Annotated in this window: 15 protein-coding genes; 6 read left to right on the top strand and 9 right to left on the bottom strand. The window is 33.0% G+C overall.

The window, feature by feature from the left end; all coding sequences use genetic code 11:
* Positions 1-94 precede the first annotated feature (94 nt).
* The 5 genes from EZ428_RS14190 (at position 95) to EZ428_RS14210 (ending at position 5,599) form a co-directional block, all read left to right on the top strand.
* Positions 95-1,063 (top strand): electron transfer flavoprotein subunit alpha/FixB family protein, encoded by a 969-nt coding sequence (locus tag EZ428_RS14190; RefSeq protein ID WP_131553826.1) that lies wholly within the window; start codon positions 95-97, stop codon positions 1,061-1,063.
* A 97-nt stretch (positions 1,064-1,160) separates the two neighbouring features.
* Positions 1,161-1,775, top strand: coding sequence for a bifunctional nuclease family protein (locus EZ428_RS14195; RefSeq protein ID WP_131553827.1), 615 nt, complete (start codon positions 1,161-1,163; stop codon positions 1,773-1,775).
* A 149-nt stretch (positions 1,776-1,924) separates the two neighbouring features.
* Positions 1,925-3,310, top strand: a complete 1,386-nt coding sequence (locus EZ428_RS14200) for a nucleoside permease (protein ID WP_131553828.1) — start codon at positions 1,925-1,927, stop codon at positions 3,308-3,310.
* 25 nt (positions 3,311-3,335) lie between these two features.
* Positions 3,336-4,460 carry a DUF3667 domain-containing protein gene (locus EZ428_RS14205; RefSeq protein WP_131553829.1) on the top strand — a complete coding sequence of 375 codons (1,125 nt, stop codon included), beginning with the start codon at positions 3,336-3,338 and terminating at the stop codon, positions 4,458-4,460.
* 11 nt (positions 4,461-4,471) lie between these two features.
* A complete protein-coding gene (locus EZ428_RS14210) occupies positions 4,472-5,599 on the top strand; it encodes a DUF3667 domain-containing protein (protein ID WP_131553830.1) in 1,128 nt (375 codons plus the stop codon).
* A 204-nt stretch (positions 5,600-5,803) separates the two neighbouring features.
* Here EZ428_RS14210 and EZ428_RS14215 read toward each other — a convergent pair whose 3' ends face one another.
* The 3 genes from EZ428_RS14215 to EZ428_RS14225 form a co-directional block, all read right to left on the bottom strand.
* The gene (locus EZ428_RS14215) at positions 5,804-7,090 is read right to left on the bottom strand and encodes a citrate synthase (RefSeq protein WP_131553831.1); all 1,287 of its coding nucleotides are present in this window, start codon (positions 7,088-7,090) and stop codon (positions 5,804-5,806) included.
* 109 nt (positions 7,091-7,199) lie between these two features.
* A complete protein-coding gene (locus EZ428_RS14220) occupies positions 7,200-7,733 on the bottom strand; it encodes a DUF3347 domain-containing protein (protein ID WP_131553832.1) in 534 nt (177 codons plus the stop codon).
* Positions 7,734-7,887: 154 nt separating this feature from the next.
* Positions 7,888-8,430, bottom strand: a complete 543-nt coding sequence (locus EZ428_RS14225) for a hypothetical protein (RefSeq protein WP_131553833.1) — start codon at positions 8,428-8,430, stop codon at positions 7,888-7,890.
* Between the two features lie 324 nt (positions 8,431-8,754).
* Between EZ428_RS14225 and EZ428_RS14230 the strand changes: the two genes are divergently transcribed.
* Positions 8,755-9,390, top strand: a complete 636-nt coding sequence (locus tag EZ428_RS14230; protein ID WP_131553834.1) for a DUF6266 family protein — start codon at positions 8,755-8,757, stop codon at positions 9,388-9,390.
* A gap of 141 nt (positions 9,391-9,531) precedes the next feature.
* Here EZ428_RS14230 and EZ428_RS14235 read toward each other — a convergent pair whose 3' ends face one another.
* From EZ428_RS14235 to EZ428_RS14260, 6 genes are all read right to left on the bottom strand, one after another.
* A complete protein-coding gene (locus tag EZ428_RS14235; protein WP_131553835.1) occupies positions 9,532-10,050 on the bottom strand; it encodes a hypothetical protein in 519 nt (172 codons plus the stop codon).
* Between the two features lie 80 nt (positions 10,051-10,130).
* Complete coding sequence (locus EZ428_RS14240) at positions 10,131-10,625, bottom strand: hypothetical protein (RefSeq protein WP_131553836.1); 495 nt, start codon at positions 10,623-10,625, stop codon at positions 10,131-10,133.
* A 153-nt stretch (positions 10,626-10,778) separates the two neighbouring features.
* Positions 10,779-11,906 carry a DNA adenine methylase gene (locus tag EZ428_RS14245; RefSeq protein ID WP_131553837.1) on the bottom strand — a complete coding sequence of 376 codons (1,128 nt, stop codon included), beginning with the start codon at positions 11,904-11,906 and terminating at the stop codon, positions 10,779-10,781.
* 15 nt (positions 11,907-11,921) lie between these two features.
* Positions 11,922-12,848, bottom strand: a complete 927-nt coding sequence (gene miaA / locus EZ428_RS14250; RefSeq protein WP_131553838.1) for a tRNA (adenosine(37)-N6)-dimethylallyltransferase MiaA — start codon at positions 12,846-12,848, stop codon at positions 11,922-11,924.
* 1 nt (position 12,849) lies between these two features.
* Positions 12,850-13,692 carry a hypothetical protein gene (locus tag EZ428_RS14255; RefSeq protein ID WP_131553839.1) on the bottom strand — a complete coding sequence of 281 codons (843 nt, stop codon included), beginning with the start codon at positions 13,690-13,692 and terminating at the stop codon, positions 12,850-12,852.
* Positions 13,683-14,057, bottom strand: a complete 375-nt coding sequence (locus tag EZ428_RS14260) for a hypothetical protein (RefSeq protein WP_131553840.1) — start codon at positions 14,055-14,057, stop codon at positions 13,683-13,685. The genes EZ428_RS14255 and EZ428_RS14260 overlap by 10 nt, the downstream gene beginning before the upstream one ends.
* Positions 14,058-14,070 lie beyond the last annotated feature (13 nt).

Here is a 14,070-nt window from a genome sequence, read left to right on the forward strand (position 1 = left end):
TAACGTAGATAATCATTTAATTAAGTGTCTTTGTAGGTCAATTTAAGTAACAGCTTAACGACTCAACAACAGAACATCTAAACAAAAAGAATATATGTCAGTATTAGTATATGTAGAACAAGTTGATGGTAAATTTAAGAAATCTGTTTTTGAAGCAGTTTCTTATGCAAAAGCCATCGCAGATAATCAAAATACAAGCTTAACGGCAATCTCTATAGGGAATGTGGCCGAAAGCGATTTAAAAGAATTGGGAAAATACGGTGCATCTAAAGTTTTAAATGTTGCAACTGACCAATTAAAAACTTTTGTAAATCAAGCGTATGCTGCAGTAATTGCGGAAGCAGCTACAAAAGAAGGTTCTAATATTGTTGTTTTATCTAACTCTTTCTCTGGTAAAGGTTTATCTCCACGAGTTGCAGTAAAGCTTAAAGCTGGTTTAGTAGATGGAGCTGTTGAATTACCAAATTTTGATGGTGGTTTTTCTGTTAAAAAAACTGCCTTTTCTGGTAAAGCTTTTGCAGTTACATCATTAACATCTGCAAACAAAGTGATTGCTTTAAACCCAAATGCTTTTGGTGTAAAAGAAAATCCTGCAGATGCAGTAATCGAAAACTTTAGTCCAGAGGTTAAGGCTACAGATTTAACCGCAATTGTTAAAGAAATTGTTAGGGCAACTAACAAAGTATCATTGCCAGATGCAGAATTAGTAGTATCTGCTGGTAGAGGATTAAAAGGTCCAGAAAACTGGGGAATGATTGAAGAATTAGCTGACCTATTAGGTGCAGCAACAGCTTGTTCAAAACCAGTTTCCGATGCAGATTGGAGACCACATTCAGAACACGTTGGACAAACAGGAATAGCAATTAGCCCTAATTTATACATTGCAATAGGTATTTCTGGTGCTATTCAGCATTTAGCTGGAGTAAGTTCATCGAAAGTTATCGTGGTTATCAATAAAGACCCAGAAGCTCCATTCTTTAAGGTAGCGGATTATGGTATTGTTGGTGATGCATTTGAAGTTGTTCCAAAAATAATTGCTGCTTTAAAAGCACATAAAGGATAATATAAATTTGTCATCCGGAGCTTGCCGAAGCCTGCCTGCCGGACAGGCAGGGATTGTTGAAGATATTTCGACAAGCTCAATATGACAATCTAATGCTATGAAAAAAGTAAAACTCGATATAGTTGGTCTATCTTACAGCCAAACACAGTCTGGTGCTTATGCCCTAGTTTTGGGCGAAGTAAATGGGCGCAGACGATTGCCTATCATTATTGGTGCGTTTGAGGCTCAGGCAATTGCTATTGAAATTGAGAAGATGACTCCTACCCGTCCGCTTACGCATGATCTTTTCAAAACATTTGCTCAAGCTTACCATATCGAAATTCAAGAAATCATTATTTATAATTTAGTTGATGGCGTTTTCTTTGCCAAGCTAATTTGCAGTGACGGAGAAACTACACAAGAAATTGATGCAAGAACTTCTGATGCAATTGCTTTAGCCGTAAGGTTTAATGCCATCATTTACACTTATGAATTTATTTTGTCCTCTGCTGGAATTGTAATTGAGGGAAATGATTTTCTGTTCTTGGAAAATATGGAATCAATTGCAAAGGAACAAAGTACTGAAGATATGCCCACTTCAATCCCAGTTTCTGGTTATCAAGGTTTAACTGATGAAGAATTACAACAAAAACTGGAAGAAGCATTGGCTGAAGAGGCTTATGAAAAAGCAGCTCGTATTAGAGACGAATTGAATAAAAGAAATTCAGCCTAATTATTTATAAGTTTTCTATTTTTTCACCTAATTGTTCAACAAACACCCGAACAATCACGTTTTTGTCCACATTTTCACTACCTATATAGTTATTGTTTCAAAATAATTATAACTTACAGCTACTTTTGAACTAAACAAAACTAGCTTATATGAATATCAAGTTTCGCTTAACCATCATGAGTTTCATGCAATTTTTTGTATGGGGCGCATGGCTAATTACTATTGCAAACTATTGGTTTGGCACTAAACAATGGGATGGTGCACAATTCGGATTAATTTTTGCAACTATGGGTTTTGCATCTTTATTTATGCCTACAATTACTGGTATAATTGCAGATAAGTGGATTAATGCAGAGAAGCTTTATGGCATACTTCATATTCTTTATGCGGCGACTTTAATTTATATTCCTCAAGTAGAAACACCCAATGAATTTTTCTGGACCATATTTTTGGCCATGTGCTTTTACATGCCAACTATTTCATTAAGTAATTCTATTTCTTACACTACATTAAAATCAAGCAACTTAGATGTGGTAAAGGACTTTCCTCCTATTAGAGTTTGGGGAACCGTAGGCTTTATTGCAGCTATGTGGATTACAAATTTAACAGGGAGTAAAGCAAGTGCAAATCAATTTTATATTGCAGGTATTGCAGCTTTAGGCCTAGGTTTGTATTCATTTTCATTACCAAAATGTCCTCCATCTAAACTATTGGAGGAAAAATCAACAATTTTCCAAAAATTTGGATTAGATGCATTTAAGTTATTTGCAGATTATAAAATGGCGTTATTTTTTATCTTTTCCATGTTTTTGGGAGGAGCTTTACAATTAACAAATGCTTATGGAGACGTTTTTCTAGATGAGTTTAAGTTATTTCCAGTTTATGCTGAATCATTTGTAATTAAGTACTCAACCATTATCATGTCTATTTCTCAGGTTTCTGAGACTTTATTCATTTTAGCAATACCATTTTTCTTAAAACGATTTGGAATTAAAAAGGTAATGGTAATTGCCATGCTTGCTTGGGTATTTCGTTTTGGATTATTCGCTTATGGAGACCCTGCGGGAAATCTTTGGATGATTGTATTTTCGTGTGTGGTTTATGGAATGGCGTTTGACTTTTTCAATATTTCGGGTTCTTTGTTTGTAGAAACTTCTACAACTGCTAAAACTCGTTCATCTGCACAAGGATTATTCATGATGATGACTAATGGTTTTGGCGCGGTATTAGGAAGTATTGTTTCTGGTTGGATGATTCAGAAATATTTTACCAAAGCATATACAGACATCCAATCATTAGCTGATCACGTTGGCTCTACTTCAAACGACAAACACTTGCTTAAATTTTTAGGTGATAAAGGAATTAACGTATTAGAAAATGGCAATTTAAGTAGAGCTTTAGACGTAAAGGATTGGCATACTATCTGGCTTTCATTTACTATTTATGCCTTAGTAATTACCGTTTTATTTATGATATTCTTTAAACACAAACATACTAGAGCAGAAGTTGAAGCAATTGAAAAGATAAGCCATTAATTAATCCAGATTCCCTTTTATATCAATGTCATCCGTAAAACTTAGAAAAGAAAAAGACTGCCTAAACTGTGGTCATATTGTTGAAGAGAATTTTTGCCCTAAATGTGGTCAAGAAAATATAGTAACCAAAGAGGATGCCTTCCATATGGTAACTCACGCCATTGCAGATTATTTTCATTTTGAGCATAAGTTTTTTGGAACTATTGGCCCATTACTTTTAAAACCAGGTAGGCTAACAAAAGAATATGTTGCAGGCAAAAGAATGTCCTCCATCCACCCTATTCGCTTGTACATTTTTATAAGTATTGTATTTTTCTTGGTGGTTTTGGGCGGTAAAAAATTTGGAGAGAATAGTGCTGAAGGAAAGGAAGATAAAAACACGACTGCTGATACTACAAAAACTGTTTCGAAGCCAAAAGATACAGTAGTAAAGAAACAACTTACTGCAGCACAAATAAATGAGATTAAAGAAAGTTTAAAATATGTACCTAATGGTAATGGTTTACGTGACAGTATTATTAAAAAAGCCATAGCTGAAGAAGAATCTGGCAAAGCCAAAGATGACAATGGTGGTATTAGATTTGGAAAGGGAAAAAAGAAAGGTTTTTCTAACAAATGGGCTACTAAAGATACATCGGTTGTACAATATGAAAAAAACCAAGCAACCTTGGCTAAAGATAAAAGAGATGGTTTTATTAAACACTATTTTATTAAGAGAACGATCGAACTAGACAAGTATGAAAATCCGGAAGAGAAATTTTTAGAAGATTTTATACACAACATCCCTAAGATGATGTTCTTGTTGTTACCGATGTTTGCCTTAATTTTAAAATTAGTCTACATCAATAAAAAGAGGTATTACTACGAACATTTAATCTATTCATTCCATCTACATTCGGCAATTTTCTTGAGCATTTTAGCTACGATGTTATTGCAATGGTTATTTGGTTTTATATATGATATTGATGCATGGTTGGGTATTTTATGTGCCATTTATATTATTTGGTATATCTACCGATCTTTGAGAACTTTTTATGGTAGCACAAGGTGGATAACTGTACTGAAAATGTTTTTCTTAAGCTTTGCATACAACATTGTACTTACCATTTGTTTCTTAATTGTTATAGCGGTAAGCTTTGTAACGATTTAACACACTAAAATATGTCTGCCGGAAAATACAGAAAAGACCATAATTGTTTAAACTGCGGTTTTTATGTCGAAGAACATTATTGCAGTAGATGTGGTCAACCTAATTTAGAGCTCAAAGAAAACTTTTGGCAATTCATCAGCCATAGCATTGCGCATTACTTTCATTTCGACAATAAGTTTTTTCAAACTTTAGTACCTTTGTTAACTAAACCAGGAAAAGTTACGTTGGATTATTTGGCAGGAAAAAGAGCTAGATACATCAATCCAATTAGTATGTACATTTTCGTTTCCATTGTTTATTTTTTAGTGGTATCCCCGCCTAAATCTCTAGAAAAAACAAAAAAAGAGACGCAAACAGATATTGCCAAAGCTGAGCAAAAGCAGAAAGCGGTATTAGATAGCATTGGCGAACCCTTAGCTAAAGCAGGAATTGGAAAAGGCTTTTCTGAAACAGCTCACCAAGCTATAAAGCAAAGTTTAGATGTGGAAACTTTTAGAGAGTTGACTTTTAAGCAACAAGACACCGTTCTTAAGAATTTAAAAGCAACCTATCAAACTAATAAATCCGATTCGTTATCAAAAGTTATTAAAAAGCTAAATGAAATTCATAATATTAAAAATGATAGCACTTATGTGGCTTATTTAGCCAGACAAAAAACCTTAACAGCAGATGAGAAAGATAATTTTATAGAAAGATATATAGAAAAAAGAAGAATTGGTTTTGGAGAGAATGGTGCTTTTATAAAAGAGCAATTGGAGCATAATAGACCTAAACAATATTTTCTTTTTATGCCTTTAATGGCGTTGTTTATCATGCTTAATTTCAGAAAGAATCATATTAAATATTTAGACCATTTGATATTTACAATTCATGGTATGACTGCATTTTTTATGGTTTCGATAATTATTCAACCACTAAGGAGGCTCTTGCCTGAAAGTTTATCTCTTATTGCTTCTTGTCTAGGAATTTGCATTATAGCATGGATATGCTGGTATTTATTTAAAAGTTTAAAGATTTTTTATCAGCGTAAAACTTCTACAACAATTTGGCGAATGGTTTGGATTATCATATTATATGGTATTTCAATAAACATTGCAGAAACTATCATGGCTAATTTGATCTTTTATATTGCTACTTAGTATTTTGGTAGTTATTGAGGGTGAGTGATTTTGCGTTCCAGGTAAATTAACTTTGTTCTTAAACCTGATGGAAACGAGCACGAACGTTTGGAGTAAAGTGGACAGCACTGCTAATTATTGATAGGACTACTGAACTTTCATTTTCAAAAGACATAAAAAAACCGATACTAAAATTAGCATCGGTTTTTCTTTTATGTTTTGAATTTATCTTTTATCGATATCAACAAAATCCATGTCAACATCGCCAATATAAATTTGACGAGGACGACCTATTGGTTCTTTGTTTTCATGCATTTCTTTCCATTGAGCAATCCACCCTGGTAAGCGGCCTAATGCAAACAATACGGTAAACATATCTGTAGGGAAACCTAATGCTCTGTAGATAATACCCGAATAAAAATCTACGTTTGGATACAATTTACGATCAATGAAATAAGGATCACTTAATGCAGCCTCTTCTAATTTTTTCGCAATTTCTAGAACAGGGTCGTTAATACCTAATTTCTCTAAAATATCATCGCAGGCTTTTTTAATGATTTTAGCTCTTGGGTCAAAGTTTTTATACACACGGTGACCAAATCCCATCATACGGAACGGGTCGTTTTTATCTTTTGCTTTGTTAATCCATTTTTCAGTATCACCACCATCTTCCTTAATTAACTCAAGCATTTCTATAACAGCTTGGTTTGCACCACCGTGTAGTGGGCCCCAAAGTGCAGCAATACCTGCAGAAACTGAAGCGTATAAATTACAATCTGATGAACCAACCATTCTTACTGTTGATGCTGAACAGTTTTGCTCATGATCGGCGTGTAAGATTAACAAGGTATTCATGGCACTTACCACAACTGGATCAATTTCTATCTCTTCTGTACGTTGACCAAAAATCATGTTCATGAAATTGGTTACATAATCATATTTGTTTTTAGGATAGATAAGTGGATGACCTAAGGATTTTTTGTATATGAATGAGACGATTGTTGGAAATTTAGCCAACAACTTTATCATTGTTAAATTCATTTCTTCTTTTGAAGAATTTGCATTTAAAGACTCTGGATAAAAAGTAGATAGAGAACACACTAATGAAGCTACTTGAGCCATTGGATGGGATTTAGACGGATAACCATCTAAAAACTTCTTCATGTCCTCATGGATAAGCGTGTGTTTGCTAATGTCATTCTGGAAACCCTCTAATTCATCTTTTTTAGGTAGTTTACCATAAATCAATAAATAAGCAACTTCTAAAAAGGTAGATTTTTCTGCTAATTGCTCGATAGGGTAACCGCGATATTTTAAAATACCTAATTCTCCATCTAAAAAGGTAATTGCGCTTTTTGTTGATCCTGTGTTTTTGTAACCAAAATCTAATGTGATGTGACCGGTTAGGTCTCTTAACTTCGAAATATCGATGGCCTTCTCACCTTCTGTTCCAGTAATAACCGGGAACTCGTATGTTTTACCGTCTATCTTAATTTCTGCAATAGCTGACATATATTCTTAATAATTTATAATAACAAAAATAGTTAATCTGATTTTAATAAATTGCGTTTGAACCTAACAAAGCTGTTAAGTTAGCGTTAATTTGCATTTTTTAACAAACTTATTTGGCTTTTATTTCTTCTATCACCGCACCACATTCCATCATCTCACTTCCATAGTATGGATTTTGGATTTTTTTCTCAGAAGCAAGCCAATCTCCACCCTCTCCTTTATTGGCCATTGGGCAATGCTGTACAAAAATTGCTCCCTTTTTGAGTTCCGCATGTTTAAACATTGCAATCACATCAGAGCTTAGTGAAGTAAACTCTTTGCGCTGATCCATAATATCTTTTGCTGATTCAATCTTGTTAGCAGTAATGGCTGTATTTTCACAACCTGTATAATTTTTAAGCTCAGCGCCAAGTGCCTTTGCAGCTATTTTAGCTTCATCTTGTTTAGAAGACACCAATGCATCCTTTAACGAGATGTAAGAGGTGTAAATGTTTTGAAGTTTAATGTCTTTAAAATCTGGAGTAACCGTAGCTACAACTTCAGTTTCATGAGTAGTAGTGTCTTTTCCTTCTGATGTTTTTTTCTCTGCATTATTGCAAGCCATTAATATTAATAAGGCTCCCAATCCGAAATAATTTTTCATTTATATTTAGTTTAATAACGATATCATTTCAAAAAATGCATCGTTGTATTCATAGATTTTGTTTCCGGCTCAAAATAGCATTTATAATTTTAAAATAACAAAAAAGCCCCCGAAATATCGAAGGCTCTTAAATAAAATTAGATTTTAATTATAATTAGAAATTATATCCAATTCTTAATGCGTATTGACCGTTTACTGGTTGGTATGTTGAAGAAGAACTATCTTGTTGATAACCTTCGTATCTAATGCCAACTTCTAATCCATTATTCCATTCATAACCAGTTCCTGCACCAAAAATTAATGAAGTTTTTGATCCATCCTGAATGGCAAATCCAGCACCAATATTAGCTGCAAGGAACATTCTTTTAATTGGAAATACTTTTACACCTCCAATGGCTGGGATAAAATCATAATCGGCTATTGCAGGGAAATTATCACGAGTAAATAACCTAGTGTAACCACCGGATGCTGTTAGGGCAACATAAGGAGATAAATCCAATTGCAATCTAACATCTGCTCCCAAAGCATAGCTAAAAGGAGAAGAATCTCTAGTAATGCCTGCGCTGGCACCAACTCCTATTTTGAATTTCAAATCTGAATTCATAGTTGACATTGAAGTTTGTGCTTTAGCATTGTAAACGTTTAACGTTGACATTACAATTGTTGCAATCATAAAAAGTTTAGTAATTGTTTTCATAGTTTAAATTTTAATACGGATGAATTTTTGTTTTTGTTAAACTCACTTACGTGTTAAAACTTAGATTGGTTTTAAAATGATAAATTATTTTTCAGATCTATAACTTGAAAAAAAGCGGCTATCAAGAGCAAATACAGGAATTCTCCTTTTTTAGTTCCTTTGCGTGGTGGTAGCGTAAACTAATCACTAGAGATAACCAACAGGGACTTAACAGGGATCTAACAGGGACTTAACAGGGAATTTATCCCTGTTAAGTCCCTTTAAAATTCCTCTTTGATTTGTGTTTGATATAGATAATAAGTATATTGTGTAAAAAGGAAGGTTATGGCAATTATAAAAAATGGAATACATGGTGGATTTAGTGGTAAAATAGGCAAGGTTGTGGGCTATGAAAGTAAAGGCCAAGCGATCATGAGGACCCAAGGTGTAAGAACCACTCCCCCTACTCCAAAAGAATTAATGAACAGGCAAAAATTTGCAGTTTCGCAAAAATGGCTTTCGCCGCTCACTGACTTTCTAAGAATTGGCTTTAAAGATTACCAGCCAACATACGAGGGTTTTGTTGCAGCAAAATCCTATAATCATAAAAATGCGCTAAAATCTGATGGAAATAACAACTTTTTTATAGATCCGGCATTGGTGCTGGTAAGTTATGGCACTCAATCACTTCCTTCAACTGCAAGTGCTTTCTGTACGCCAGAAAAGGAAATTGTGTTTACTTGGAGTAAAGATGGCGATTGCGAATATAACGATTATGCCATGGTACTGATCTACAATATTGAAGATGGAAGGACTCAGCATCACCCAGCAATTACAACACGGAGAACAGGCACTGCAACATTTAAGCTTGAGAATGTTTTCTTTGGAAAATCAGTTAATGTGTATTTGGCATTTACTTCTGACGACAGGAAACAAAGAAGTAATAGCCTATATCTCGGGAAAGTGGCTATACCAATTTAATATTATTATTGCCAGGTTTATGAAACATTAAAAATTGAGCAATATGGATTTTAACTAGATTATTTTTTAATACGTTTAGATAACCAGTAGTTATTATTGACATTAGAAACACCCTCATATTTAACTCCAATATTTTGGAGGCTAAAAGAAGTATGTAAATGCCAATTGAAATTGATCTGCCTTAGCTTGATAGGTCACTGAATTTTTATGTTGCTGATAAACTTCATATTTTATCCCTAAATCATAACCATTTAGAAAGCGATATCCAAAGCCACCGCCATAAACAAAAGCTATCTTGGTGTTTTTTGGAATGCCAAGTCCCGCACCTACAATACCAACGGTGTACATATTTTCTATTATCGGAAATATTTTTATTTCTAACTTAAGTGGAATAAAATCGTAGTCTGGAACTGGGCTTGTATCTTTAGTAAGCAAACGGGTATATCCTGTTACTAAGTTTAATGATAACTCATCTGACGGTGAATATTGGATTTGAGGATTTAAATTGATTGCATATCCAAAGGGAGATGCTTTTGTCGTTATTCCGAAACCGCCACCAATGCCAAATTTCACTCCTATGGAATCATCATAACTTTGAGCTTTTAAGTTATGTGTAAGAAATAGGAAGGAAATTAAGAAAATAACAATTTTATTATTCATTGAAGGAGGTAAAGATTAAATATAAAAAAAAGTCCCCTTAACATTTAATTAAGGGGACTTTTGTTTACTATTTAATTTTATTACAATTTAAAGCCATAAGCTAAACGTATACCAGCGTAGCCTACGCTACCGTTATTAGAATAGCCTTCGTACTTAGCTGCTAGATCTAATCCATTACTCCATGAGTAACCAATTGCAGGTGAATAAACAAAACTCGTTCCTGTATTATCACCAGCTGCAAAGCCAGCACCTGCCTCTGCTAATCCATATGCACCAGAACCAGTATCGTTAAAGAAATATTTTAAACCTGCTTTTACGGGAATAAATGCTAAAGTAAGATCAGAATTTTTAATTCCTATATTGGTATAACCTGCTGTTATTGGCACAGATAATTGCTTATCAATATCAAACTGATAACGTAAATCGCCACCTATTGCCAAGTTAGTACCTGCTGAGGTTCCTGCTCCTACATTTAATCCAATTCCGAACTTTGGAGATTGTGCATTTGCATTAACTGAGAAGAACATAGCTAGTGCAGCTGCTGCAGAAGCTAAAAATTTAGTTGAATTTTTCATTTTAAAAATACTTTGGTTAAGTGTTTTTTTGTTTTTGGAAGCATTATTGCTCGTTAATATAAATTTAAACAAAAAAGAAGCCAGAAGGTTGTCGAAAAATTCAAATAGTTAATAACATGTTAACATTCAATACAATAAAAAGATTGTAATGCTTTAATAATTTGTGATAATTAGATGTTGTACGTTTCTATCATTTCTCCCTTTAACGTTATACCTATAATTCTTATCGAAAGTGTTAATTTTTACTGTAGGGTGAGTGTATATCTCACGGATAAAAGAGGTTTCTTTAATTATAATCATCCATTTTGCTGTAATGTTGATTAAATAATCTGCCAATCTTTTTTGGTCGTGTTGGGTAAATGTGCTTTGGTCGTATTCAGAAAACTCGCTATCATAAGGAGGGTCAAGGAATATAAAATCAGTTGGTTGTAATTCAATAGATTTTAAAAATAATTCAAAATCTAAATTATATAGCCATGAATTTTTAAATAATTTAATGATATTCTCATTAAAAATCTTGTGTACTTTTTTCCTGAAATTCTTTCTATTATAAGCAATACCGCCGTACGGGATGTTAAATTCACCTCTTTTATTAAATCTAAACATTGAACCATAACAAAATTCTCTCACAAAATACCAATTGGCACTTGCTTTTGAATCTGCCAAAATTATCTGTTTTTTATACTGTTTATTTAGTATTTCCCTAAAAAACAAATAAACACCTCCTCGCAAGCCTGTTTCAAAATGAGTTTCTAGTTCATCAATAGTAAACTTTCTGTTCTCCCTTACTGAGATGTTTCGTATCCTTTTAGTTTTACCTGTAATGCTTGCTAAAATTGTCTTTTGGAATAAGGGAAAGTCGATTATAAAATCTGATTCATTAAATAGCAGATTGGCGTTTATTACTGATAAGAATTTTGTTAGTAAGGTTTTCTCAAATTGCTGAATTAGACATTTACCCTTTACATATTTAATAAAATCGACCGAGCAAGTTTTCCAAAGTTGAGCACAGATTTCGGTTAATTTCTCCCAAGCATCTACATATTTAAGAAGTTCTGTTTTAAAATCTTCATTACCAATTTGGTTATAAAAGTTAATTAAGTCTGAGCTTTTGTCATTAATGAAAGATTGAACACTTGGTTGTAAGGCAAAAAACACACCACCACCACCAAAAAAAGGCTCTATATACCTGTCGAATTTGGGAATATGAGTTGCAAATAAGCCAAATTCATCAAACTTCCCTCCCGTCCATTTAAGTAATGGCCTTAACTTTGTATTCATGCAGCGAATATGCAATTATTTTGAATCAAATTTAGCTTCTACTAATTTAATTACCTTTTCTTTTAAATTCGCGTCATTAACATCAAACCAATTAATTTTAACTCCATCCTTTTCCATCTTTCTAAAAAAAGTCATTTGCCTTTTAGCAAATTGGCAAATTGCAATGCCCAATCTTTCCTTTAAAGTTTCAAAATCTAACTCATTTGATAGATAAGAGGTGATAAATTTATATTCAAGGCCATAAAAAATCAATATTTCTTTAGAAATCCCTTTATTCAACAAAGCTTCAACTTCTTCAATTAATCCAGATTTTAACCTTAGTTCTAATCTATCAAAAATTCTTTTTCTTCTACTTTCTACATCACTTTGTAGGCCAATAATAAATGGACTAATTACTGGCCTTTCAATTTTCTCTAATTGATGATGGCTTAAAAATTCGGCTATTTCAATTGCCCTTATCAATCTTTTGGAAGATGAATAATCTACATTTTTTGTTAGTTCATTAGGATATGTTTCTAATCGTTGAAACAATATATTTTTTTCTAAATCCTGAAGCTCTAATCTTAGCTTTTCATTTTTCGGGACAGCGGTAAATTCTTGATTTTGTAATAGGCTATGGATATACATTCCTGTTCCACCACAAAGAATTGGTTTCACATTTCGCTCAAGAATATCAGTATATGCTTTATAGAAATCATTTTTGAATGCATCTACATGGTATTTTTCGCCAGCTTCTTTGATATTAATTAAATGATATGGAATGTATTTTCCATTAATCGCATATTCATTTAAATCTTTACCAGTGCCAATATCCATATCTTTAAATATTTGGCGACTATCTGCACTAATTATCTCAGCATTAAATTTTTTAGCCAAAGAAACAGCCAATTTTGTCTTACCAGATGCAGTTGGACCTAAAATTACGAGTAAAGGATGAGACATTTTAGAGGTATAAATTATACTTTAAGTTACCCGTGTTAAATAGTTTGAAATAACCATTTAATGCAAGGAATTCATCCAAATTTAAAACATTTTGAGCTTCAAATTTACCTAAAATTACTTTTGGTAGTCGATGAGGAAAATATCTTGTAAGACTTTCTATGTTTATATATATAAAAGCTGGGGCAGTTATTTGATTAAGTTGAAAACCTAATTTATCATAGCCCTTTCCTAAAGACCAATCTCTATCGGCATAACTCATTAAATCGTTAACCTTAACTTGTTTTAAAAAGTGTTTAATTAATTTACTTAATCCGCCTACGATAGTTAATCCATCAATTGAGGCAAAACGTACTAATTCTGCAGAATGATAATTTTCTCCTTTGCTTTTCATCGGCCTTGCCTCACTAAAACTAGCTATAGCAATTAATTTATCATTATCCATTAAACCATAATGATATTTGGCCTTTATGTAACCTTGTAAGTGGTTATCGTTTAAGAAAGTAGAGGCTTGTTTTAAATTTAAAGTGACAATTTTAGCCTTACGACCATGGTAGCCTTTATTTAAACCTAAAAAGGAATTTATTCTGCTTAATACCTGAGTTCTTTTAGTTAACCAAACATCTTCCCACAGCTGAACAAGTAATAGATTTTCCTCTTCATATCTTTTCTGTAATTCAATTAATTCTTCAGGATTGAAGTTATTACTTACTGGTATTAAATGAATTAATAATTTTTGGCCAAAACCAATTATAAAATAAGGTTCAACGCATCGTATCTGAGCTTGGTGATAAATACCTTGAACAGTTAAAAAAACATCTTCTTGCCAAAACGGATTTAAACCCACCCCTTTTGTTTAAAATTAGTAAAGTTTAAACCAAGGGCATTTATTATTTGGGCGAGTAAGTTATCATCAATTTTTGTAATGGAAAAACAAGAACCATTATCAATTGAAAAACTTAGTAAATCTGGATGTAAAATTTTGTTCGCCTCTTCGGCCAATGAAAATATGCAAAATTTTACAGCCTCATTTTCAATAGCAACACTAGCAAAAGGAACAACTTCAATCTTTTCGCCATTCGTGTCAAATAACTTCTCACTCCAAAGCTCATAAACAGTTTCACTATTTATCCTGGCAGTAAATCCGTTAGCAGTATAAGGGTGAAGGTTTGCTCTAATGGTTTGAAAAATTTCTACAAAATCGGTTTTCATAAGCTTGGCTTTA

This window comes from Pedobacter frigiditerrae, assembly GCF_004331645.1.
Taxonomy (GTDB): domain Bacteria; phylum Bacteroidota; class Bacteroidia; order Sphingobacteriales; family Sphingobacteriaceae; genus Pedobacter; species Pedobacter frigiditerrae.

Bases quoted from the DNA above. Each gene is read 5' to 3' on its own strand.
- EZ428_RS14190 (WP_131553826.1), top strand. From the start codon at position 95: ATGTCAGTATTAGTATATGTAGAACAAGTTGATGGTAAATTTAAGAAA.
- EZ428_RS14195 (WP_131553827.1), top strand. From the start codon at position 1,161: ATGAAAAAAGTAAAACTCGATATAGTTGGTCTATCTTACAGCCAAACA.
- EZ428_RS14200 (WP_131553828.1), top strand. From the start codon at position 1,925: ATGAATATCAAGTTTCGCTTAACCATCATGAGTTTCATGCAATTTTTT.
- EZ428_RS14205 (WP_131553829.1), top strand. From the start codon at position 3,336: ATGTCATCCGTAAAACTTAGAAAAGAAAAAGACTGCCTAAACTGTGGT.
- EZ428_RS14210 (WP_131553830.1), top strand. From the start codon at position 4,472: ATGTCTGCCGGAAAATACAGAAAAGACCATAATTGTTTAAACTGCGGT.
- EZ428_RS14215 (WP_131553831.1), bottom strand. From the start codon at position 7,090: ATGTCAGCTATTGCAGAAATTAAGATAGACGGTAAAACATACGAGTTC.
- EZ428_RS14220 (WP_131553832.1), bottom strand. From the start codon at position 7,733: ATGAAAAATTATTTCGGATTGGGAGCCTTATTAATATTAATGGCTTGC.
- EZ428_RS14225 (WP_131553833.1), bottom strand. From the start codon at position 8,430: ATGAAAACAATTACTAAACTTTTTATGATTGCAACAATTGTAATGTCA.
- EZ428_RS14230 (WP_131553834.1), top strand. From the start codon at position 8,755: ATGGCAATTATAAAAAATGGAATACATGGTGGATTTAGTGGTAAAATA.
- EZ428_RS14235 (WP_131553835.1), bottom strand. From the start codon at position 10,050: ATGAATAATAAAATTGTTATTTTCTTAATTTCCTTCCTATTTCTTACA.
- EZ428_RS14240 (WP_131553836.1), bottom strand. From the start codon at position 10,625: ATGAAAAATTCAACTAAATTTTTAGCTTCTGCAGCAGCTGCACTAGCT.
- EZ428_RS14245 (WP_131553837.1), bottom strand. From the start codon at position 11,906: ATGAATACAAAGTTAAGGCCATTACTTAAATGGACGGGAGGGAAGTTT.
- miaA (WP_131553838.1), bottom strand. From the start codon at position 12,848: ATGTCTCATCCTTTACTCGTAATTTTAGGTCCAACTGCATCTGGTAAG.
- EZ428_RS14260 (WP_131553840.1), bottom strand. From the start codon at position 14,057: ATGAAAACCGATTTTGTAGAAATTTTTCAAACCATTAGAGCAAACCTT.